24 protein-coding genes are annotated in these 22888 nt (G+C 40.9%); 21 read left to right on the top strand and 3 right to left on the bottom strand.

What is annotated here, in order from left to right:
* Positions 1-107: 107 nt before the first annotated feature.
* Positions 108-3629, bottom strand: a complete 3522-nt coding sequence (gene rne, locus AACU98_RS15125) for a ribonuclease E (protein WP_161735040.1) — start codon at positions 3627-3629, stop codon at positions 108-110.
* 531 nt (positions 3630-4160) lie between these two features.
* Between rne and rluC the strand changes: the two genes are divergently transcribed.
* Positions 4161-5114 (top strand): 23S rRNA pseudouridine(955/2504/2580) synthase RluC, encoded by a 954-nt coding sequence (rluC, locus tag AACU98_RS15120; protein WP_004247076.1) that lies wholly within the window; start codon positions 4161-4163, stop codon positions 5112-5114.
* Between the two features lie 106 nt (positions 5115-5220).
* Here the strand turns inward: rluC and AACU98_RS15115 are convergent, their stop codons facing one another.
* Complete coding sequence (locus AACU98_RS15115) at positions 5221-5598, bottom strand: hypothetical protein (protein ID WP_223231955.1); 378 nt, start codon at positions 5596-5598, stop codon at positions 5221-5223.
* 65 nt (positions 5599-5663) lie between these two features.
* Complete coding sequence (locus AACU98_RS15110) at positions 5664-6263, bottom strand: Maf family protein (RefSeq protein WP_004247078.1); 600 nt, start codon at positions 6261-6263, stop codon at positions 5664-5666.
* A gap of 141 nt (positions 6264-6404) precedes the next feature.
* Here AACU98_RS15110 and yceD point away from each other — a divergent pair, with 141 nt between their 5' ends.
* From yceD to AACU98_RS15010, 20 genes are all read left to right on the top strand, one after another.
* Positions 6405-6938, top strand: coding sequence for a 23S rRNA accumulation protein YceD (gene yceD / locus AACU98_RS15105; protein ID WP_004247079.1), 534 nt, complete (start codon positions 6405-6407; stop codon positions 6936-6938).
* 5 nt (positions 6939-6943) lie between these two features.
* Positions 6944-7114, top strand: coding sequence for a 50S ribosomal protein L32 (gene rpmF / locus AACU98_RS15100; RefSeq protein WP_004247080.1), 171 nt, complete (start codon positions 6944-6946; stop codon positions 7112-7114).
* Between the two features lie 24 nt (positions 7115-7138).
* The gene (plsX, locus tag AACU98_RS15095) at positions 7139-8176 is read left to right on the top strand and encodes a phosphate acyltransferase PlsX (protein WP_012367762.1); all 1038 of its coding nucleotides are present in this window, start codon (positions 7139-7141) and stop codon (positions 8174-8176) included.
* A 4-nt stretch (positions 8177-8180) separates the two neighbouring features.
* Positions 8181-9134 (top strand): beta-ketoacyl-ACP synthase III, encoded by a 954-nt coding sequence (locus AACU98_RS15090; RefSeq protein WP_004247821.1) that lies wholly within the window; start codon positions 8181-8183, stop codon positions 9132-9134.
* A 19-nt stretch (positions 9135-9153) separates the two neighbouring features.
* A complete protein-coding gene (gene fabD / locus AACU98_RS15085; protein ID WP_012367763.1) occupies positions 9154-10086 on the top strand; it encodes an ACP S-malonyltransferase in 933 nt (310 codons plus the stop codon).
* 8 nt (positions 10087-10094) lie between these two features.
* Positions 10095-10829 carry a 3-oxoacyl-ACP reductase FabG gene (gene fabG / locus AACU98_RS15080; protein ID WP_004247085.1) on the top strand — a complete coding sequence of 245 codons (735 nt, stop codon included), beginning with the start codon at positions 10095-10097 and terminating at the stop codon, positions 10827-10829.
* Between the two features lie 157 nt (positions 10830-10986).
* Positions 10987-11223, top strand: coding sequence for an acyl carrier protein (gene acpP, locus AACU98_RS15075; RefSeq protein WP_004247087.1), 237 nt, complete (start codon positions 10987-10989; stop codon positions 11221-11223).
* Between the two features lie 74 nt (positions 11224-11297).
* Positions 11298-12539, top strand: a complete 1242-nt coding sequence (fabF, locus tag AACU98_RS15070) for a beta-ketoacyl-ACP synthase II (protein WP_004247823.1) — start codon at positions 11298-11300, stop codon at positions 12537-12539.
* A 144-nt stretch (positions 12540-12683) separates the two neighbouring features.
* Positions 12684-13511 (top strand): aminodeoxychorismate lyase, encoded by an 828-nt coding sequence (pabC, locus tag AACU98_RS15065; RefSeq protein ID WP_004247089.1) that lies wholly within the window; start codon positions 12684-12686, stop codon positions 13509-13511.
* 17 nt (positions 13512-13528) lie between these two features.
* Positions 13529-14551 (top strand): endolytic transglycosylase MltG, encoded by a 1023-nt coding sequence (gene mltG, locus AACU98_RS15060; RefSeq protein ID WP_004247090.1) that lies wholly within the window; start codon positions 13529-13531, stop codon positions 14549-14551.
* 2 nt (positions 14552-14553) lie between these two features.
* The gene (gene tmk, locus AACU98_RS15055) at positions 14554-15198 is read left to right on the top strand and encodes a dTMP kinase (RefSeq protein ID WP_036908100.1); all 645 of its coding nucleotides are present in this window, start codon (positions 14554-14556) and stop codon (positions 15196-15198) included.
* Positions 15195-16181, top strand: a complete 987-nt coding sequence (gene holB / locus AACU98_RS15050; protein WP_004247092.1) for a DNA polymerase III subunit delta' — start codon at positions 15195-15197, stop codon at positions 16179-16181. The genes tmk and holB overlap by 4 nt, the downstream gene beginning before the upstream one ends.
* 67 nt (positions 16182-16248) lie before the next feature.
* Positions 16249-17034 (top strand): metal-dependent hydrolase, encoded by a 786-nt coding sequence (locus AACU98_RS15045; RefSeq protein ID WP_004247093.1) that lies wholly within the window; start codon positions 16249-16251, stop codon positions 17032-17034.
* Positions 17035-17098: 64 nt separating this feature from the next.
* Positions 17099-17449, top strand: a complete 351-nt coding sequence (gene hinT / locus AACU98_RS15040; protein WP_004247827.1) for a purine nucleoside phosphoramidase — start codon at positions 17099-17101, stop codon at positions 17447-17449.
* Positions 17450-17490: 41 nt separating this feature from the next.
* Entirely contained in the window at positions 17491-17892 is a 402-nt protein-coding gene (locus AACU98_RS15035; RefSeq protein ID WP_004247095.1) for a YcfL family protein, read from the top strand.
* A gap of 14 nt (positions 17893-17906) precedes the next feature.
* Positions 17907-18488: a penicillin-binding protein activator LpoB gene (locus AACU98_RS15030; RefSeq protein WP_004247096.1), complete on the top strand. Its 582-nt coding sequence runs from the start codon at positions 17907-17909 to the stop codon at positions 18486-18488.
* A complete protein-coding gene (locus AACU98_RS15025) occupies positions 18481-19392 on the top strand; it encodes a phosphotransferase (RefSeq protein ID WP_049212458.1) in 912 nt (303 codons plus the stop codon). Before AACU98_RS15030 ends, AACU98_RS15025 begins: the two co-directional genes overlap by 8 nt.
* A 38-nt stretch (positions 19393-19430) precedes the next feature.
* Positions 19431-20450, top strand: coding sequence for a beta-N-acetylhexosaminidase (gene nagZ / locus AACU98_RS15020; RefSeq protein WP_004247099.1), 1020 nt, complete (start codon positions 19431-19433; stop codon positions 20448-20450).
* Positions 20447-20992 (top strand): alpha/beta hydrolase YcfP, encoded by a 546-nt coding sequence (gene ycfP, locus AACU98_RS15015; protein WP_004247100.1) that lies wholly within the window; start codon positions 20447-20449, stop codon positions 20990-20992. The genes nagZ and ycfP overlap by 4 nt, the downstream gene beginning before the upstream one ends.
* Before the next feature lie 394 nt (positions 20993-21386).
* Entirely contained in the window at positions 21387-22694 is a 1308-nt protein-coding gene (locus AACU98_RS15010) for an NAD(P)/FAD-dependent oxidoreductase (protein WP_004247101.1), read from the top strand.
* Positions 22695-22888: the final 194 nt, after the last annotated feature.

The raw sequence follows: 22888 nt of genomic DNA, 5'->3' as shown, positions 1-22888 counted from the left end.
TCATAGTTATGGTCACACAAGCCATAAAACAAAAGAGCCTGCTAATTAACAGGCTCTTGGATTAACAACGGATATTTTTATCGCGTTATATTATTGCTTCTTTTCTCTTATGACTCACTATGCGTTGACGCTTTAGTCATTTCAGATGAAGCATGATTAGTTGAACAATGACCGCCCGCACCGCTACGGCCTTGCTTATCAAAGGCTGGACGTGCATCCCATGCTTTGATTTCAATTGCTACAGGCGCATCTGTAGATGCCGGAGCTTTCGTCATTGGCGAGCTGGCATGTAACTGGCGTACTGTTGGCTCTTGACGAATAACGGTCACTTTAGCTGGCTGCTTAACTTCAACCGATACGACTTCGGTTTCCGTTTTAGTTTCAGCAACAGGCTCGGTCACTTCAGGCTGTGTTTCTACAGGTGTAGATTGAGAAGCAGTTTGCTCTACATGCTGCTCAGCCGCGCATTCAGTTGATGCTTGGGTTGTTGCTGGCATCTCAGGTACAGGCGCTTGCGTTGTCATGTCACTATGGGTGTCTTCACTAGCGGTTTCATGATCAGCATTAGCTATGACTTTATTATGAGCGGTTTCTGTTTTCTCTTCGGCAACATCTGCTTGCTCAGTCACTTCATGTAGATAAGCTTCCGTTGTATTTAATACCGCAGAGATATTCTCTTTACGAGTAACATGCTCTTGGGTATTAACGTCAGCAATAACGTTGTTAACAGCGTTTTCTTCTACATGATCGGCAGTTGACTCATTAACATCAGCAGTCGTTTCTTGCGGTGCAATCGCGACAATTTCAGCTACAGCTTCAGTGGTTGATTCAGTACTAACTGTGACCGAATAAGTCGCTTCAGTTGCTTCAGTATTTGCTGTTTGAGCCTGAGCAACATCTGCAGCAATGGTTTCTGATACTTCTGGTGCAATAGCAACCATTTGTGGATCTTTATGAGTAATGAAGTTTTTAGCCACTGTATTGTCAGTGCTATTTTCAACATTATTGTCAACAAATGGTGCATCACTAATTGGTGTGACAGGGTAATGAATACATACTTTACCTGACGCAAGCTCTGGAGAAGCTACGGCCATCGTTAGCGGCATAGGGGAGACTAATGTACGTTCATCACGATAACGGCGACGACGTTGCCCACTAACACGTAAATGACGAGGTGAACGGCGAGAGCGACGTGGCATCACATTTTCTTGTTGGCCCGCATTCTCTTCTTTTTTCACTTCTTCTTGTGCTTTTACAGTATCAGTTAACGCATTAGCAGAAACTTGTTCTTGCTCATCTTTAACCGTCGCTACTGGTTTCGCAACTTGCTGTTTTTCTGATGATGGTAATTGACTAACCACTGTCGCTGGTGGCTCAGAAACCGGTGAGTCGCTCACAGCAACATCAATAGCAGGTGTTGCGACAGCATCAGTAACACGAACAGATTGCGTTAATTGACGGCGAGCACGACGAGGCATAACAGGGCGACGAGGTTCTTCTTTCTTCTCAGCCTGTTTTGCTGCATTGTCATTTTCCGCTGTATTTTGTGCGGCTTTCGCAGCTTCTTGTTGTTGCTGACGTTTTTCTTCCTGACGACGACGTTGTTCTGCACGTTGTTCACGGCGTTGTTGACGACGGGCTTCACGTTCAGCGATTTCTTGCTCATTACTGACTTCAGTATTGGCATTTTGCGCTTTCTGATTACGGTTCTTACGATTTTCTTCGCTCGTTACGTTATCGCGATTGCGCTCGTGGTCACGATTGCGATCATTATCGCGTTCACGGCGGTTATTATTGCGACGATTGTTATTATTTCGGCGCTCACGACGGTTTTCATTATTCTCTTTTTTGCTTTCTTGCGGTTTTTCTTCAACGACAGGCTCTGGCTGACTCGCAAATAAGTTAGAGAAGAATTTTGCAATAGCACTAAAGAATCCACCACTCTCTGTTGTTTCGCTTTTCTTCACCTGTTTAGCTGGAGTTGGTGCAGATTTTTTCTTATTGGTGGTGTCAGCGCTATTATCTTGTAATGCAAAAGCGGATATCGCCGGTTGCTCTGGCGCTTTACGCTCAGGTACGGCTTCATCTTCTGCTTCATTTAACTGAGTTTCGTGATATTGCGCTAAATTGTAGCTTAATGAAGAGATCTCTTCGCCCTTGCGCACACGAATAACTGAGAAATGCGGTGTTTGCATTTGATCATTAGGAACAATCACTACTTTGACATTGGCTTGGCGCAACTCAATATCGGTGACGGCCTTACGTTTTTCATTGAGCAAGTAAGAGGCAATTTGTACGGGCACAATAGCGTGTACTTCATGAGTATTTTCTTTTAATGCTTCTTCTTCGATAAGACGCAATACAGAAAGAGAAAGTGACTCATTATCACGGATAGTCCCTGTGCCTAAACAACGCGGACAAACATGATGGCTTGATTCACCTAATGAAGGACTTAAACGCTGACGTGACATCTCTAATAAGCCGAAACGCGAAATGCGACCTATTTGAATACGTGCGCGATCTTGGCGCACAGCCTCACGCATTCTATTTTCTACTTCACGCTGATGACGAACAGGGGTCATATCGATAAAGTCGATAACAATCAAACCACCAAGGTCACGTAGACGGAGTTGGCGCGCAATTTCATCAGCAGCTTCTAAGTTAGTGTTAAAGGCTGTCTCTTCAATATCGCCACCTCGTGTTGAACGAGATGAGTTAATATCGATAGCGGTTAATGCTTCTGTTGTATCAATAACCAGAGCGCCACCCGAAGGTAAACGGACTTCACGTTGGAAGGCTGATTCAATTTGAGATTCAATTTGGTAGTGACTAAATAGTGGTACAGCCCCTGTGTAGTGGCGAATTTTGCTAGCAAAGTCACCACGACCAATGGCTTCAATATGGCTACGAGCCATTTCAACTACTTTAGCGTTATCAATTAAGATCTCACCAATATCTGGTCGTAAATAATCACGGAAAGCACGTACAATCACGTTACTTTCTTGGTGGATCAGAAAAGGCGCTGGGCGGCTTTCCGCTGCTTTTTTGATAGCATCCCAATGTCTTAAACGGTAGCTTAAATCTTGTTGTAATGCTTCTGCGGATTTACCCACACCTGCAGTACGAACAATTAACCCCATTCCATCAGGAATATCAAGGCTAGATAACGCTTCCTTTAATTCAGTGCGATCTTCCCCTTCAATACGACGAGAAATACCGCCAGCACGAGGATTATTTGGCATTAATACCAAATAGCTACCTGCAAGGCTAATAAAGGTGGTTAAAGCAGCACCTTTATTTCCGCGCTCTTCTTTATCTACCTGTACGATTACCTCTTGACCTTCTTTTAAAACATCTTTGATGTTAGGACGACCATGTGAGTGATAATTACTAGGAAAATATTCGCGGGCAATTTCTTTGATAGGAAGGAAACCGTGGCGTTCCGCACCATAATCAACAAAAGCGGCTTCTAGACTGGGTTCAATTCGGGTGATTTTACCTTTATAGATATTGGCTTTTTTTTGCTCATGTCCGGGGCTTTCGATATCCAGATCATACAAACGTTGCCCATCAACAAGGGCAACACGCAACTCTTCCTGTTGAGTCGCGTTAATTAACATTCTTTTCATATTGTGACTTACTCGTTATTTTCACGTTTTATAATGTGCCACTGACATACGTAATTACACTATTGATAACCGATGACCTCGTGTCTTTTACAAAGGCGTCAACCTCACGGTTGTCGATTGTATAGAGGTGCAATTTGTCGGTGAGTCTGATTTTCAGTTCTAAAATTCAGCACTCTTTAATTGAGACGTAATGTGCCAACTCAATAAGTGATGTATTTATGGCATACTAAATTGTTTGATATTCGACTATGTCTTACGCCATTGCTGCATTTGAATATCAAACAAACAAAATTTCATAAATATACCTGATAAACTTAATCAGGAGAGTCTGCATTATTCCATTGGTGTTGGGGTTATAGCAAGATGACTTTTCCGCTTTGGTGACTTTTTCTGTATAAATATGAGAGATTAGTTAATGTTTCGTCTTTTTCCCATTAATCAGGTTAAAATAGGCGCCCAATTTGATGTTATTTTGTGCACCAATAATTTGTTTGTCATTTTTTATTTTAAGAGAGCTAAAAAATCGCCACTATGAAATCATTTAATCAAGTTCAGTTCGTCACCATTGATGGCGATGAGGCAGGCCAGCGTATTGATAATTTTTTACTGGCACGCTTAAAAGGTGTACCGAAAAGTATGATTTACCGAATTATCCGCAAAGGTGAAGTTCGGGTTAATAAAGGGCGCATTAAGCCTGAATATAAATTAGCTGCAGGGGATAGCATTCGTATTCCTCCTGTCCGGGTAGCAGAAAAAGAAGAACATGCGGTATCGCCTAAGTTAGAAAAAGTATCAGCACTTGCTGAGTGTATTTTATATGAAGATGAACATGTGATGCTGATTAATAAGCCATCAGGGACGGCAGTACATGGTGGTAGCGGACTCAGTTTTGGTGTGATTGAAGGTTTAAGGGCATTGCGCCCAGAAGCGAGATTTCTAGAATTAGTGCATCGCCTTGATAGAGATACCTCAGGGGTATTGTTGATTGCTAAAAAGCGCTCAGCCCTGCGTTCACTACACGAACAGCTAAGATTAAAACAGATGCAAAAAGATTATTTAGCCTTAGTACGTGGTCAATGGCAATCTCATACAAAAGTAGTACAAGCCCCTTTATTGAAAAATATCCTACAAAGTGGTGAGCGGGTGGTTAAAGTAAGTAGTGAAGGTAAACCATCAGAAACACGCTTTAAGGTAGAAGAGCGCTTTGAATTTGCGACCTTAGTTAAAGCAAGTCCTGTCACGGGACGAACTCATCAAATTCGTGTCCATACATTACATGCCGGCCATCCTATTGCTTTTGATGATCGCTATGGTGATCGTGATTTTGATACACAATTAGCTTCAACCAAGCTTAATCGTCTCTTTTTACATGCGAGTTCATTAACCTTTATTCATCCCTCAACAGGGGAAAAAATGCGTATTGAAGCGCCGATGGATAAAACGTTACGTTACTGTTTACAAGTATTACGCAATCAAAAATCTTAATATTGCTGTTTTCAAGCTAGCAAAGTGGGAGAAAAATTTTTCCCACTTTGTTTGCAAATGATTTACCGTTGTCGTCCTAGAAAATAGGATCAGTATCCAGCCAGGGTTATTTGGTGATGGTTGATATACATTGCTCAACAATTTTATCGATATTCCACTCTTTCGGAAGCGATTTGGAGCCATCTTTTCTCATTTCCATATCAACGCGAATAAATTCGGTCATACCATAATCTTTGATGATGTTATCGTAAGTACAGCTACAAACTTCGGTAATTTGTGGTATTAGTGCATCATCAGTCACACCAGAACCGAGTATGCAACTACTAATAAAGTTCTTTTTAAATGAAGATGCACTTTCATCTTCTTTTTTGGGATCAGTATTTTGGGCAACATTACTACTGTTGTCTGCTTTTACGGCTGAATTGTCAGGTGCTTTCTCATCAGAGCAACCTACTACCGATGCCGTAAGGATTAAAGCTGCCAAAATTGATGCTAATTTATTCATAATACGCTTTATCGCTAAATAAGATTAAAATAAGACAATCACGACTATTCCTGATTATCTGTGGAAAGTAATGGGTTAATTCTTTGTGAGAGTAACATTTTATTCAATCGGATAAGTGGTAATCCGATTAAAGAATTTGGGTCATCACCGCTTAATTTATCGAACAGAGTAATTCCTAACCCCTCAGACTTGAAACTTCCTGCGCAATAAAACGGTGTTTCTTTATTTAAATAGCCGATAATTTCATCATCGGTTAAATGCCGAAAGTGAACTTGAAATAATTCACAATGACTTTCATAGGCTAATGTTGAGCTATTATATAAAGTTAATCCAGTATAAAATGATACACATTGACCGGATGCTTGTTTTAATTGTGCAAAAGCGTTTTCAAAATTAAGAGGCTTACCCGTAATTTTTTTATTGAGTACACAAACCTGATCTGAACCAATAATTAAGTGATTTGGGTATTGTACCTCTAAAGCACGCGCTTTTTCATAGGATAAACGAGTGACTAACGCTTGTGCACACTCTGTGGGCAAAGGGGTTTCGTCAATGTTTGGGGAGGCCTGTATAAAGGGCATTCCAAGCTTTTTCAGAAGCTGAGCTCGGAAGGGCGAAGTCGACGCAAGAACTAGTGGCAACATATTTTTTATAAAATCCGTAGCAAAATGATGCCCGACATTCTAAACTATGCGCCGCTGATAAAGCGAATTTTGGTGGAAAGGTGTAGATAACCCGCCTTTTTCTTTGACTATATTCCATTACAAAGATAATATGCGCGCCTTATGCAAAAGGTAAAATTACCCCTGACCATTGATGCGCTGCGAGCAGCACAGAAGAATTTAGACTATGACGGTCAATATTCCTCTGAGCAAGTTAGCCGCTTAGCTGAATCGGTGGTCAGTGTGGACAGTAATATTGATGTGGCTTTATCATTTGATATTGACCATCAACGTTTGGCAGTCATCAAGGGGCATTCCGATGTGGATGTCACTTTAGAGTGTCAGCGTTGCGGGGGCCATTTTCCCTATCATGTTCACACAACATATTGTTTTAGCCCTGTTGTTAGTGATGAACGGGCTGAAGCATTACCGGAAGAATATGAGCCAATCGACGTAGACGATTTTGGTGAAATAGATTTGCTGGCGATGATTGAAGATGAAATAATCCTCAACTTGCCGGTGGTTCCGGTACATGATTTTGAACACTGTGAAGTGTCCGACGCGGAACAAGTGTTCGGTGAACTCCCTGAAGAATTATCAGAGAAGCCGAATCCATTTGCCGTATTAGCCAGTTTAAAGAAAAGTACTAAGGAGTAAGGTCAATGGCCGTACAACAAAACAAACCAACTCGTTCTAAACGTGGTATGCGTCGTTCTCATGACGCACTGACAGCAACTCATGTTTCTGTTGACAAAACTTCTGGTGAAACTCACCTGCGTCACCATGTAACTGCTGACGGTTACTACCGTGGCCGCAAGGTTATCAACAAGTAATTAGCTTTATAGCTCGTTGATACTTTGACAAATCTAACCATAGCGTTAGATGCGATGGGCGGGGACTTCGGTCCTCGTATCACAGTGCCTGCATGTTTGCGGGCGCTGGCATCTAATCCTCATTTAAAAATATTGCTGGTGGGTCAACCAGACTCTATCTCTCCTCTGCTTGCAAATCAAAATGCTGAGCTAATCTCCCGTTTACATGTTATACCGGCTGAACATATTGTCGCCAATGATGCCAAACCTTCACATGCTATTAGAGCAAGTAAAGGTACATCAATGCGCGTGGCACTCGATCTGGTGAAAACAGGGGAAGCACAGGCATGTGTAAGTGCAGGTAACACCGGTGTGTTGATGGGGTTAGCAAAACTTCGGCTAAAAGCGATTGATGGAATAGAACGTCCTGCATTGGTTTCTGTGTTACCTAATCAGAAAAAAAGCAAGACCGTCGTTCTTGATTTAGGCGCGAACGTTAACTGTGATAGCCAAATGTTAGTTCAATTTGCTGTTATGGGTGCCGTGATGGCAGAAGAAATTGCAGGTATACATTCACCTAAAGTGGCACTTTTAAATATTGGTGAAGAAGAGAGTAAGGGATTAGATAATATCCGCGAAGCCGCCACCGTTCTTAAGGCGACACCAAATATAAACTATATTGGTTATGTGGAAGGTAACGAGTTACTGACCGGCAAAACAGATGTGTTGGTGTGTGACGGCTTCGCAGGTAATGTTTCCCTTAAAACAATGGAAGGGGTGATTAGAGTCTTCCTTTCATTGATTAAATCTTCTACTGGTGACAATAAAAAAACGTCGTGGTGGATGAAATTATTGAAGAAATGGTTACAAAAACGCCTAAATAAGCGTTTTGGCCATATGAACCCCGACCAGTATAACGGTGCTTCTCTGTTAGGATTACGCGGTATCGTCATTAAAAGCCATGGTGGCGCAAATGAAAACGCGTTTACAGCAGCAATAGAACAGGCTGTTCAGGCCATTGAGCGACAAATTCCAGAACGAATTGCCTCACGTCTGAATACAGTATTACCCAAGAGTGATTGATAGTATGTATACAAAAATCTTAGGTACTGGTAGTTACTTGCCTGTACAAGTGCGAACTAATGCCGATTTAGAAAAAATGGTTGATACATCAGACGAGTGGATTGTCACCAGAACAGGTATTCATGAACGTCGTATCGCAACAGAAGAAGAAACTGTTGCCAAAATGGGTGCGAGTGCCGCTGAGAATGCATTAGAAATGGCTGATATTGATAGACAAGAAATTGGCTTAATTATCGTTGCCACAACATCAGGCTCTCATGCGTTTCCGAGTGCGGCATGTCAAATTCAACACGCCCTCGGTATTGCTGATTGTATTGCGTTTGATGTTGCAGCCGCGTGCTCAGGATTCGTTTACGCGTTAAGTATCGCTGATCAATTTATTAAGGCTGGCACGGTGAAACAAGCTTTAGTGATTGGTGCTGATCGCTTATCACATGCGTTAGATCCTAACGATCGCGGTACAATTATTCTTTTCGGTGATGCTGCTGGTGCCGTCGTTGTCGGTGCTTCTGAAGAGTCAGGTATTATTTCTACACATTTACATTCTGATGGGCGTTTTGGTGAGCTGTTAGCTCTGCCTTATCAGGATAGAGAAAATCAAGACTTACCTGCTTATGTCACCATGGCAGGGAATGAAGTCTTTAAAGTCGCAGTTCGTGAACTTGCCCACATTGTGGATGAAACATTAGAAGCGAATCATATTGATAAATCGGAACTCGACTGGCTTGTGCCTCATCAAGCAAATTTAAGAATTATTTCAGCAACAGCCAAAAAGCTGGATATGACAATGGATAAAGTCGTGGTGACATTAGATCGCCACGGTAATACGTCAGCAGCATCCGTTCCTACAGCATTAGATGAAGCTGTAAGAGACAATCGCATTCAACGTGGGCAGTTAATTCTGTTAGAAGCGTTTGGTGGCGGCTTTACTTGGGGCTCTGCACTTATCCGTTTTTAATATTATCAGGAAAATAAACATGACTGATTTTGCAATGGTTTTCCCTGGACAGGGATCACAAGCGATTGGAATGCTTGCAGAACTTGCCGAGCATTATCCAATAGTGACAGAAACATTTGCTCAAGCATCTGATGTATTGGGTTATTCTCTTTGGGATTTAGTGCAAAATGGTCCTGAAGAAGAGTTAAACAAAACATGGAAAACACAGCCGGCATTATTAGCAGCATCCGTTGCTATTTGGCGAGTATGGCAAGAAAAGCAAGGCAAAATGCCACAAATGATGGCAGGTCACAGTCTTGGTGAGTATTCTGCTTTAGTCTGTGCTGGCGTAATTGATTTTGCTGCGGCGATTAAACTAGTAGAATTGCGCGGTCAATTAATGCAAGAGGCTGTACCTGCAGGTACTGGCGCCATGTATGCAATTATCGGATTAGATAATGATGCTATTGCAAAAGCTTGTGAAGATGCGGCTCAAGGACAAGTTGTCTCACCTGTGAACTTTAACTCACCCGGTCAAGTGGTGATTGCGGGTAATAAAGAAGCCGTAGAGCGTGCAGGGGCATTATGTAAAGAAGCTGGAGCAAAACGTGCGTTACCTTTAGCGGTAAGTGTGCCTTCTCACTGTGCTTTAATGAAGCCTGCTGCAGATAAGTTAGCTGTTGCATTACAAGAAATTGAATTTAAACAACCTGAAATTCAAGTTGTTAATAATGTTGATGTGAAAGCACAAACCGATGCTAATGCTATTCGAGATGCATTAGTTCGTCAGCTTTATAACCCAGTCCGCTGGACTGAAACGGTTGAATTTATTGCTGGCAAGGGCATCACACAATTATTAGAAATAGGACCCGGTAAAGTATTAACTGGTTTAACGAAACGTATTTCTAAAGAGATGAACGCTGCGGCAGTTAATGATATTGCATCATTAGACGCTGCATTAGGAAATGACTGAGGGATCTCATGGGATTTGACGGAAAAATAGCGCTAGTTACTGGTGCAAGCCGTGGTATTGGCCGTGCGATTGCAGAAAAGCTAATAGCATGTGGTGCTACCGTAATTGGTACAGCAACGAGTGAAAACGGTGCTAAAGCGATCAGCGAATATTTAGGCAATAAAGGTAAAGGTTTTGTGTTAAACGTCACAGAAACTGACTCTATTGAAAAATTTTTAGCTGATGTGCGCGCGGAATTTGGCGAAATTGATATTTTGGTCAATAATGCAGGTATTACTCGTGATAACCTGTTGATGCGCATGAAAGATGATGAGTGGCAAGATATCATTGACACTAATCTTTCATCAGTCTTCCGTCTGTCTAAAGCAGTTATGCGTGCTATGATGAAAAAACGTTATGGTCGCATAATTACTATTGGTTCAGTAGTTGGAACCATGGGTAATGCTGGACAGGCAAACTACGCGGCAGCAAAAGCGGGTGTGATTGGTTTTAGTAAATCATTAGCACGCGAAGTTGCTTCCCGTGGCATTACGGTAAATGTTGTTGCTCCTGGCTTTATCGAAACTGATATGACCAGAGCGTTAACAGAAGACCAAAGAGCCGGTATTTTATCTCAAGTGCCAGCTAACCGTTTAGGTGATGCCAAAGAGATTGCCAGTGCTGTAGCTTTCTTAGCTTCTGATGAAGCAGGCTATATCACGGGTGAAACATTGCATGTCAATGGCGGCATGTACATGGTCTAATTACGGGGACGTCTTTATATTTGCTTTTTGCGTACAATATAATGCAAAATATAGCGAATAAAGTAGTCCACACAGTCGGGATTGGTTAGATCTTTTCCTGTATTTATAAACTAAGAAAATCATCGCGCAAGCGAGTTTTGATAGGAAATTTAATAGTATGAGCACTATCGACGAACGCGTTAAGAAAATCATTGTTGAACAACTGGGTGTTAAAGAGGAAGAAGTTGTGAATTCAGCTTCATTTGTTGATGACTTAGGCGCTGATTCTCTTGACACAGTTGAGCTGGTAATGGCTCTGGAAGAAGAATTCGATATCGAAATCCCAGACGAAGAAGCAGAAAAAATTACTACAGTTCAAGCTGCTATTGATTACGTTGAAAACGCAGGTAAATAAGCTTGCTAATCTAGGCGGTCACTCGACCGCCTATATTCTTAATCCTAAACTTTTTCCCTCCTTGGAGGATAAGCGTGTCTAAGCGTCGTGTAGTTGTGACCGGACTAGGCATGTTATCTCCTGTCGGTAATAACGCAGAAGCTTCTTGGAAAGCTGTGTGTGCCGGACAGAGTGGTATCGGCCTTATCGAAGAATTTGACACCAGTCATCATGCGACTAAATTCGCAGGATTGGTAAAAGATTTCAATCATGAAGATTACAATCTTTCGCGTAAAGATGCGCGCAAGATGGATCTCTTTATTCAATATGGTATTGCAGCAGGTGTTCAAGCCATTGCGGATTCAGGTCTTGAAGTAACAGAAGCCAATGCAAGTCGTATCGGAGCTGCTATTGGTTCTGGTATTGGTGGCTTAGGCCTTATCGAGGAAAATCATTCATCATTAATCAATGGTGGCCCTCGTAAAATTAGCCCATTCTTTGTTCCTTCAACCATCATTAATATGGTTGCTGGCCATTTAAGCATTATTTATGGCTTACGTGGACCGACCATTTCTATCGCAACTGCATGTACATCAGGTGTGCATAATATCGGGCATGCCGCTCGTATTATCGCTTATGGTGATGCTGATGTGATGTTAGCGGGCGGTGCTGAAAAAGCAACAACACCATTAGGTGTTGGTGGTTTTGGTGCAGTACGTGCATTATCAACACGTAATGATGATCCTCAAGCGGCAAGTCGCCCATGGGATAAAGATCGTGATGGTTTCGTGTTAGGTGATGGTGCAGGTGTGTTAGTCCTCGAAGAGTATGAACACGCTAAAGCACGTGGCGCTAAAATTTATGCAGAAGTTGTTGGTTTTGGTATGAGTAGTGATGCTTACCATATGACCTCTCCTGCAGAAAATGGTGCGGGTGGTGCACTTGCAATGGAAAACGCATTGAAAGATGCGGGTATTACTGCTGCTGATGTCGGTTATATCAACGCGCATGGTACTTCTACTAATGCGGGTGATATTGCAGAAGCGCAAGCTGTTGAAACGGTATTTGGCAAAGGGACTGATGTATTAGTTAGCTCAACAAAATCGATGACGGGTCACTTATTAGGTGCTGCCGGGGCGATTGAGTCTATCTTTACTATTTTGTCTTTACGTGACCAAATTGTACCGCCAACAATCAATCTTGATAATCAAGATGAACATTGTCACCTTGATTTCGTACCACATAAAGCGCGTAAAGTTGAGAACATGGATTATGCACTATGTAACTCATTTGGCTTTGGCGGTACCAACGGTTCGATTCTCTTTAAGCGTGTGTAAACCGCTTATTCGCGTATTGAATTAGTCTAAAGACCCAGACATCATGCTGGGTCTTTTATTTTATCTATAGCTTTGTCCTTTTACATTAACTTGTTTATCATGTACAAAAAATATCAATAACATAGATTATAAATAAGGTGTTTGATGTATTGGGTAAATGGACAACAGCAACAAAGCATCAATGTGAGTGATCGCGCGGTACAATTTGGTGATGGCTGTTTTACAACACTTGCCGTTGAACAAGGTAAACCTATTCTATTATCTGCTCACCTTAAGCGTTTACAACGCGGTTGTGATGCACTGTTTTTACCCTCACCAGACTGGCAATGGTTAGCCAGCCATCTTCTACAAATAGCGTCCACAATCACTGAAAAAAGTGTTATTAAGGTGATTATTAGCCGCGGAAGCGGTGGGCGAGGCTATTCATCGAAAGGCTTTGACACACCCACAGTGATCACATCCTGCTCAACTTACCCGTTTTATTATCATAACTTACAAAAGCAAGGGGTTTCTTTAGCCATTAGCCCAGTGAGATTGGGACAAAATAGTTTATTAGCCGGTATCAAGCATCTTAATCGCTTAGAGCAAGTGCTGATTAAACACCATTTAGAAACAACCCCATTTGATGACATGTTAGTGTGTGACAATGAAGGATATTTAGTTGAAGCGAATGCCGCAAACCTTTTCTGGCGTAAAGGAAATCAATTATTTACCCCGGATATTAGTCTTTCGGGTGTGAATGGGATCATGCGCCAGCAGGTATTAGATTTTGCGCAACAATTGGACTGGGATATTCACATTGTGCGAGAAAAACCGCAAACGCTCTATCAAGCAGATGAAATTTGGTTAACCAATGCACTGATGCCCATTATTCCCGTAAAACAGATCTATTTTTCAGATGATAAGCACTATCAATATCGCGATAGAGACGCTTACCATGTTGTTTTACAACACTGTTTGTCACTGACTTAACGTTTGATGAGTTATAAATGAAGATAAAAAAATTAGTTTGGATAGCCTTTTTTGCATTATTGATTAGCGCTGGCGCAGCCACATTATATATTATGCAAAGCCTTCGTGGGTTAGAGAACAATGTTGTGGTAAAGCAAGATGAAATGCTGCTTACTGTTCCGGCAGGAACAGGGCGTATTGCGATGGAACAATTGCTTATTAAGAATAATCTTCTTAAACAAGGAGATTATTTTCAAATTTTATTAAAAGTAAAACCAGAACTCAGTCAATTTAAAGCAGGGACTTATCGTTTAACAAAAGGTATGACACTGCGGGATGTTTTGCTGTTAATAAAAAGTGGCAAAGAGGCGCAGTTTACGATTCGATTTATCGAGGGTAGCCGTTTAAGTGATTGGCAAGCTATTTTTGATAAAGCCCCTGAGTTAAAGATTGTCGCAAATGGTATGGAAAGCGATAAGTTACGCCAAGAGATAGGAATGAAGCCTGAAATTACCCATCTTGAGGGTTGGTTTGCTCCTGATACTTACCATTACACCGCAGGCACGACGGATATCGCCATTTTAAAACGTGCTTATCAGCAAATGGAAAAAACATTAGAAGAAGAGTGGCTAAAACGCGATAGTGATTTACCCTATAAATCTGCCTATGAAATGTTGATTATGGCATCGATTATTGAAAAAGAGACTGGCATTGATGCAGAAAGAACCAAAGTGGCCTCGGTGTTTGTTAATCGTTTAAAACGTAATATGCGCTTACAAACTGATCCCACTGTGATTTATGGGTTAGGTGATAAATATCGCGGTACAATTTATCGCAGTGATCTTAATGGCTATACGCCTTACAATACCTACCAAATTGATGGGCTACCGCCAACACCGATTGCTATGCCAAGTGTTGCTTCCATTAAAGCCGCAGCACATCCTGCGGATACGCGTTATCTCTATTTTGTCGCAGATGGCACTGGGGGACATAAGTTTTCTACAACGTTGGCGGAGCATAATAAAGCCGTCGCACAATACCGACGCTTACAACAAAGATAATTATGAAAAACAGCAAATTTATTGTTATTGAAGGATTAGAAGGGGCTGGCAAAACCAGTGCTATTCAAACGGTTGTTGATACATTAAAACAACAAGGGATCACCGATTTGGCCTTTACGCGCGAGCCGGGGGGAACTCCGCTTGCAGAAAAATTACGGGAATTGATTAAACAAGGTATTGAAGGCGAAAAAGTTACCGATAAAGCTGAATTGCTAATGTTATATGCTGCACGTGTGCAACTGGTTGAAAATGTGATAAAACCAGCTTTAGCCCAAGGTAAGTGGGTGATAGGGGATAGACATGATCTCTCTTCACAAGCATATCAAGGTGGTGGTCGAGGAATTGACAAAGCCCTGATGAAGTCACTACGTGATACGGTATTAGCAGATTTTAAACCTGATCTTACCCTTTATCTTGATTTAGATCCGGCCGTTGGTCTAGCCAGAGCACGAGCACGAGGTGAATTGGACAGAATAGAAAAAGAGTCTATGGACTTTTTTTACCGCACTCGCGAACGTTATCAAGCATTAGCAAAAGAAGACACCTCGATTATTACCATTGATGCATCACAAGATATTGATAAAGTACAAGCGGATATTCGCGATGTACTCAATCAGTGGCTGACTCAGGAAAATAGCGCATTATGAATTGGTATCCTTGGTTAAATCAGGCATATCGACAACTGGTAAGTATGTACCAAGAAGGGCGTGGTCATCATGCGATTTTGTTGCATGCATCTCAAGGAATGGGGGCTGATGCACTTTCTTATGGATTAAGTCGTTGGTTAATGTGTCAGAATAAGCAGGGTTCAAAAAGCTGTAATGAGTGTCATAGTTGCCGTTTGATGTTGGCAGAAACACATCCAGATTGGCATATCTTGCAAAATGAAAAGGGAAAGTCATCAATAGGGATCGAAGCGGTTAGAAAAGTCACCGAAAAGCTTGAGCACCATGCACAACAAGGTGGCTCACGAGTGGTATGGATAAAAGAGGTTGAGGCATTAACAGAAGCGGCAGCCAATGCGTTATTAAAGACCTTAGAAGAGCCACCAGTTAATTGCTATTTTTTATTGAATTGTCAACAACCTGAAATATTGCTAGCAACACTACGTAGTCGCTGTTTCTATTACCATTTAGCACCGCCTGAGATGAATTATGCGATACATTGGCTACAACAACAGCTACCTAATATGGCTTATGCCGATGGTGTCACAGCATTAAATCTATCTCAAGGTGCGCCCGTTTTAGCGTTATCATTACTAAAACAAGAATGGCAAGAAAGGGAAGCCTTCTGCCAAGCGTTATATGTTAGCTTACAACAACAAAATTTATATGGGTTGTTAGCTCAGTTCAATCAAGATAATGCTGAACGTAAGATCTATTGGTTATTATCATTACTGTTGGATGCTTTAAAACGACAAACTCATGCTGAAGTGTATTGTGTCAACCAAGATAAGCAGCCATTAATTATGGCGTTATCACAGTTGCCTTCTGCAATGTTGCTAGCGGTGAGCGAAAGCTGGAAACAGTGTCGTCATCAATTAGTTACCATTCCAGCAATCAATAAAGAGCTATTGTTGGCAGAACAGTTACTTGATTGGGAAGCCCAGCTAGTTGCTCTAGGGAAATAATTTCCCTTTCCATTTAGCAGACAAGTAAAAGAAATAATATAAAGTTATATAACGATGAGAGTACATTATGTTTTTAGTTGATTCACACTGCCATCTTGACAGCTTAGATTATGAAAAACTGCACAAAAATATTGATGATGTTGTAGAAAAAGCGCAACAGCGTGATGTCAAATATATGTTAGCTGTCGCAACAACATTACCCGGCTTTAAAAATATGCGCGAACTGATCGGCAAGCGTGATAATGTGGCTTTTTCTTGTGGTATTCACCCATTAAACCTTGATGAGGGACACGATGTCGCTGAGCTTGCGCGCCTTGCAGCTGAGGCCGATGTTGTTGCATTAGGCGAAACAGGTTTAGACTACTATTATCAACAAGAAAATGCGTCACTTCAGCGTGAAATTTTCCGTGAACATATTCGCATTGGGCGCCAAGTTAATAAACCTGTTATTGTACATACGCGTAGCGCTCGTGAAGATACGCTAACTATTTTAAAAGAAGAAAAGGTTCAAGACTGTGGCGGTGTATTGCACTGTTTTACGGAAGATAAAGAAACAGCAATGGCGCTACTTGATCTTGGTATGTACATCTCTTTTTCAGGCATTGTGACATTTAGAAATGCCGAGCAAATTAGAGAAGCTGCACGTATCGTACCACTTGATCGTATTCTGGTTGAAACGGATTCGCCATATTTAGCGCCAGTGCCTCATCGTGGTAAAGAGAACCAACCCGCTTATGTACGTGATGTTGCTGAGTATATGGCCGTATTAAAAGGGGTGAGCATAGAAGAGCTTGCTCAGCAAACCACCCGTAATTTTGCAACACTTTTTCAAATACCAAACCTCGCAGACTAAGTTGTTCAATAGAAATATTGGCGAGTGATGGCTAGGAATTAAAATAAATAATAAGGTGATAAAAATGGCAGAAGAGACAATTTTTAGTAAAATTATTCGTGGTGAAATTCCTGCAGATATCGTTTTTCAAGATGATACTGTCACTGCATTTCGTGATATTTCACCCCAAGCGCCTACTCATATTTTAATTATCCCCAATAAACTTATTCCAACGGTAAACGATGTTACTGCACAAGATGAACAAGTTTTAGGTCATCTATTTGTTGTGGCAGCTAAAATTGCTCAGCAAGAAGGTATTGCAGAAGAGGGATATCGTTTAGTAATGAATTGCAATAAACATGGTGGGCAAGAAGTTTTCCATATTCATATGCATCTTTTAGGTGGAAAACCATTAGGGCCATTATTAAGCAAATAATCTAATGTGATAATAGATCATCATGGCAACAAGGTAGCAGCATGATAAAACAAGCTAAAAGGGTTTATTCATTACTTATAGTATTGTTGATGACAACGTTATTGGCTGGATGTTTTGCGTCTCATTCAGACAATAAACTCTATTTTAATCGTCAACAATCTATTGTGATGGAGCCGTCGGTTTTAGCTGTAGGTATTGTGGCAGGCAAACCATTATTAACGCGTTATGAACAGGGGAGTCGCGCCACGGTGACGTTATCGAATACGCGATCTTATCCTGTCTCTATTCGTTATCGTTTTTATTGGTATAACGAGCAAGGACTGGAAATTTCTCCGGCAGGCCGCGTAAATGATGTGATGATTTTGGGCGATGGTGATACTGAGATCAGTGCTGATATACCCAATAAAACAGTAAGTTATGTCAGAGTCTATCTCTTTACTTAGGATAAGGTAGTCATATGAAAAAAATGCTATTTGTGGTGGCAGCGGTATTTTTACTGGCAGGTTGTCCATCGATGTTACCACAACAACCCCCAGCACCTGTAGAGCCTGTTACTCCCACAGAGCCAACAGAGCCACCTAAACCTATCGAGCCACCCATAGAGGTTGTACCAACACCGCCAAAAATAACCAGTATTAATTGGAACGCGGCCATTCAGCCATTAATTAGAGAGATGTCTGTCACGGATGATTTAGCAACTGGCAAATTATTAGTGGTTGATAATGTAAAAAATAATTCGGGCGGAAACATCCAAGCAGTTAATGCTACTAACACAATTATCGACTCAGTAAATAGTATTAGTGCATTACAAACAGTTCCTTATGCACAAATGATGTCAGCAAGAAAAGCATTAGGACTATCCGGTGAAGATAGCTTAGGATTGCGCAGTGCGGCAATTGGTTTAGCGCGTTATTTGCAAGCAGACTATATTTTGTTTTCTACTGTCGATGGTAAGAAAGATAATCGTGTGATCAGCATGCAATTAATGTCGGTTGCGAGCGGAGAAATACTCTGGAGCGGGCGCCATAAGGTTGAGTAAGTCTTATCAACAACAGTTATTGAGCCTATTGCGGGAATGGTTTCCCGCAATACCCTTATCACAGTGGCAAATAACCGCCTTAGCGGGATTAGGGGGCGGTACTTTTCGTTTGCAAAGTAATGGGATAGATTGGGTCGCTCGTTATTATGGTTCTGAAAAAACGGCACTTTTTGTCAGGGCTAAAAAAGAGTCTTCGATTTTAAAACAGTTATTAAATACTCAGCTTGCACCAAATATTATTAAACGCCATGGTGCATGGTTTTTTTTCCAGTGGCTAGAGGGTGAGCATCTTACTCATCAGCAGTTATTTGGCTCCCATCTCAAATTATTAGCTCATCAAATTGCTAAGTTACATCAGCAAAAACCTTTTGGGCTTCCTCTTGATTTGTGGCATGAACTTTCAGTCTATTGGTATCATATTGACAGAAAACGATTATCACCAAAGTGGTTACGTTTACATCACGATTTTTTACGTCAACCTCGACGTACACTCATAAAATACGCGCCAGCTCACATGGATCTTCATCCTGAGAATATTCTTCTGAGCGATTCAGGTATAAAATTTATTGATTGGGAATATGCTGCTGATATTGATACGGCAGATTCATTAATGACATTTTTTGCCGCAAATCAGTTAAACAGCGCACAACAAACAGCATTTTTACATGAGTATTGTGCATATCATCACTATACTGAATTAAATAATGATCAGCAAAATAGGCAGCACCCACAACAGCAGTCGTTTTATTCGGTTAACGTATTAAAGCAGCGTATTTTATCAAGAGAACCCTTTATCTTGTATATGATGCTGATGTGGTATGAGGTTCGTTGGCAACAAACCAAAGATAACGCGTTTTTGGCTATGTCTGAACCTTTACGTCGCTATTTTAGTCTGATGAATTGAAAAGATTTTATTATTGCAATAACAAAGAGAGGAATGTTATGGGTCCTGTAATGCTTGATGTTGAAGGATATGAGCTCGATAACGAGGAGCGTGAAATTTTAAAGCATCCCCTTGTTGGTGGTTTGATCCTTTTTACCCGCAACTTCCACGACGCTGAGCAGTTAAATGAATTAGTGCGCCAAATCCGTGATGCTTCCCATGAGCGTTTAGTGATTGCCGTTGACCAAGAAGGAGGGCGAGTACAGCGCTTTCGTGATGGTTTTACTCGCTTACCTGCCGCGCAATCTTATGCTGCGCTTAATGAGCGCTATCAAGCTAGTCGCTTAGCACAAGAGGCCGGTTGGTTAATGGCATCAGAAATGATCGCAATGGATATTGATATTAGCTTTGCTCCAGTCCTAGATCTTGGTCATGACTGTATTGCTATCGGTGAGCGCTCTTTCCATGAGTGTCCAGAAATTGCTATGGATATGGCGGAAAGTTTTATTAAAGGAATGCGCTCTGCAGGTATGAAATCAACAGGTAAGCATTTTCCTGGTCATGGTGCCGTCAGAGCCGATTCCCATAAAGAAACGCCACGTGATGAGCGCTCTTTAAACGATATTCGTCAACGTGATATGGCTATCTTTAAAGATTTTATCCAACGTCAATTATTAGATGCCATTATGCCAGCTCATGTTATTTATTCTCAGATTGATGAGCGTCCAGCAAGTGGCTCTCCTTATTGGTTGAAATCAATTTTACGTGAACAACTCGGTTTCCAAGGCGTTATTTTCTCTGATGATTTATCTATGGAAGGTGCCGCTATTATGGGAAGTTATGCGCAGAGAGCGCAACGTTCATTAGATGCGGGTTGTGATATGCTTTTAGTGTGTAATAACCGTAAAGGGGCGGTAAGTGTGTTAGATAACCTGTCCTTTGTCAAAGCAGAACGCATTTCGGCGTTGTACCATCACCGAGGTCGTTACACATTAAGTGAACTGCAAGCATCTGATCGTTGGAAAAAAGCGAATCAAATGCTGACCCAATTACAGGAGCAATGGCAGGAGCGCGCATGATTATATATTTACATGGCTTTGATTCCACCAGTCCGGGAAATCATGAGAAGGTATTACAGCTACAGTTTATTGATCCTGATGTCCGTTTTCTCAGTTACAGTACGTTGCATCCACGTCACGATATGCAACATCTACTCAAAGAGACGGATAAACTGATTAAATCGACAAAACAGCCGGTGCTGATTTGTGGTGTAGGATTAGGTGGCTACTGGGCAGAGCGTATCGGTTTTTTATCTAATATTCGCCAAGTAATGATTAACCCCAATCTTTTTCCATATGAAAATATGACTGATAAGATTGATAGACCTGAAGAGTATTTAGATATTGCCACTAAGTGTATTCAAGATTTTCGCTCTAAAAATAGAGACAATGCATTAGTGATTTTATCCCGTCATGATGAGATTTTAGATAACCAGCGTTCTGCTGATGAGTTATCACCTTATTATTCGATTATTTGGGATGAAACGCAGACACATAAGTTCAAAAGCTTGTCAGAACATCTTTTTAAAATTAAAGCATTTAATAGCAAAATCCCCGCTTAAAATTGGCTTATGTAAGATGGACAGAGTGCATTTTGTCCATCTTTTTTGATTTATATTTTTCCTTTTCTTTATTATTTTAAGCCCCTCTCATATTCCGACTGAATTATTCACTTATATCCTATATCTAATTGATATTTATGGTAAAAAATAGCCATATGTCAATAAGATGTTCTATTGGTGAATGAAAAACAACCTAAATGACTCGATTCATCAAAAAACAGGTATGAAAATTCAAATTTTTTTGATATAAATCAACTTTGGTATGACCATATTGCCAATGAGCTTTGGCTATTATCAAAATCATTGACTGAAACGTTTTAACTGTCGTTATTTAAGTGGATTTAACCAAGATGACTTAAATAACAACAGTAAATATCTTTAGGAGTGACGTTATATGTCATTAACAAAAATTGTTATAGTCGGTGGTGGAGCTGGTGGATTAGAACTAGCGACTAAATTGGGTGATAAATTAGGGCGCAAAAAAAAAGCAGAAATTACCCTTGTTGATAGAAATAATAGTCACTTATGGAAACCTCTGTTACATGAAGTTGCCACAGGCTCATTAGATGATGGTGTTGATGCATTAAGTTATCTCGCTCATGGTTATAACCATCACTTTAATTTTCAATTAGGCACTTTAACAGGGCTTGATCGCCAACATAAAAATATCACTTTGGCTGCTATTTATGATGAAAATCAAGAGCTATTAGTTCCAGAGCGTCAACTCGATTATGATATTTTAGTCATGGCCTTAGGCAGTAAATCTAATGATTTTGGCACCCCAGGGATCAAAGAGCACTGCATCTTTTTAGATAGCCCACAGCAAGCACACCGTTTTCATAATGAAATGCTCAATTTATTTTTAAAATATTCAGCAGACTCCAACGCAGAAGCTGAAAATCGTAAAGTAAATATTGCGATTGTGGGGGGTGGTGCAACTGGAGTGGAATTATCTGCCGAATTACACAATGCTGTTCGCCAACTCAATAGTTATGGTTTAAAAAAATTAGCGCCATCAGCCCTTAATATCACGCTTGTTGAGGCGGGTGAGCGAATATTACCTGCATTACCCGTGCGTATTTCAAGTGCAGCACATCAAGAGCTGACTAAGTTGGGTGTGCGCGTGATGACGAAAACCATGGTAACAAGCGCCGATGAAAAAGGGTTAAATACCAAAGATGGCGAGCATATTGATGCTGATCTGATGGTTTGGGCTGCGGGGATCAAAGCCCCAGACTTTATGAAAGATATCGCTGGATTAGAAACCAATCGTATTAACCAATTAGTCGTTAAGCCGACATTACAAACAACATTAGATGATGCGATTTTTGCGATTGGTGATTGTGCATCCTGTCCGCGAAAAGAGGGAGGTTTTGTTCCGCCAAGGGCACAATCCGCTCATCAAATGGCAAGCCGTTGTTATAGCAATATTTTAGCCATGTTAAAGGGTAAAACGTTAAAAGAATATGTGTTTAAAGATCATGGCTCGTTAGTTTCGCTCTCTAAATTTAGTACGGTAGGGAGTTTGATGGGCAACTTAATGAAAGGCGATATGATGATAGAAGGGCGTATTGCACGTATCGTTTATATTTCTTTATACCGTATGCACCAAATCGCGTTACATGGTTATCTTAAAACGGGTTTGATGATGTTAGTTGGATCAATCAATCGTGTGATTAGACCAAAACTAAAACTTCATTAGTGAATAATGGTTTATTTTTCTAACTTTTGTTTCTTTTAGCAAACAAAAGTTTATTTTAACCCCCCGCAGTATTTATATTGTCGGGGGTTTTATCTATCTAAAGAGTAGTAATAATTGTGAACAGTCAAAATAAGAATCTCTGAATTAGATGATTAATTCAGTAGAAAATATTTATGTGGATATCGAATTAATTT

Source organism: Proteus sp. G4380 (genome assembly GCF_963885725.1).
GTDB classification, from domain to species: domain Bacteria; phylum Pseudomonadota; class Gammaproteobacteria; order Enterobacterales; family Enterobacteriaceae; genus Proteus; species Proteus mirabilis.
The sequence above is the reverse complement of the archived record's forward strand: the minus strand, read 5'-3'. Positions and strand labels throughout refer to the sequence as shown.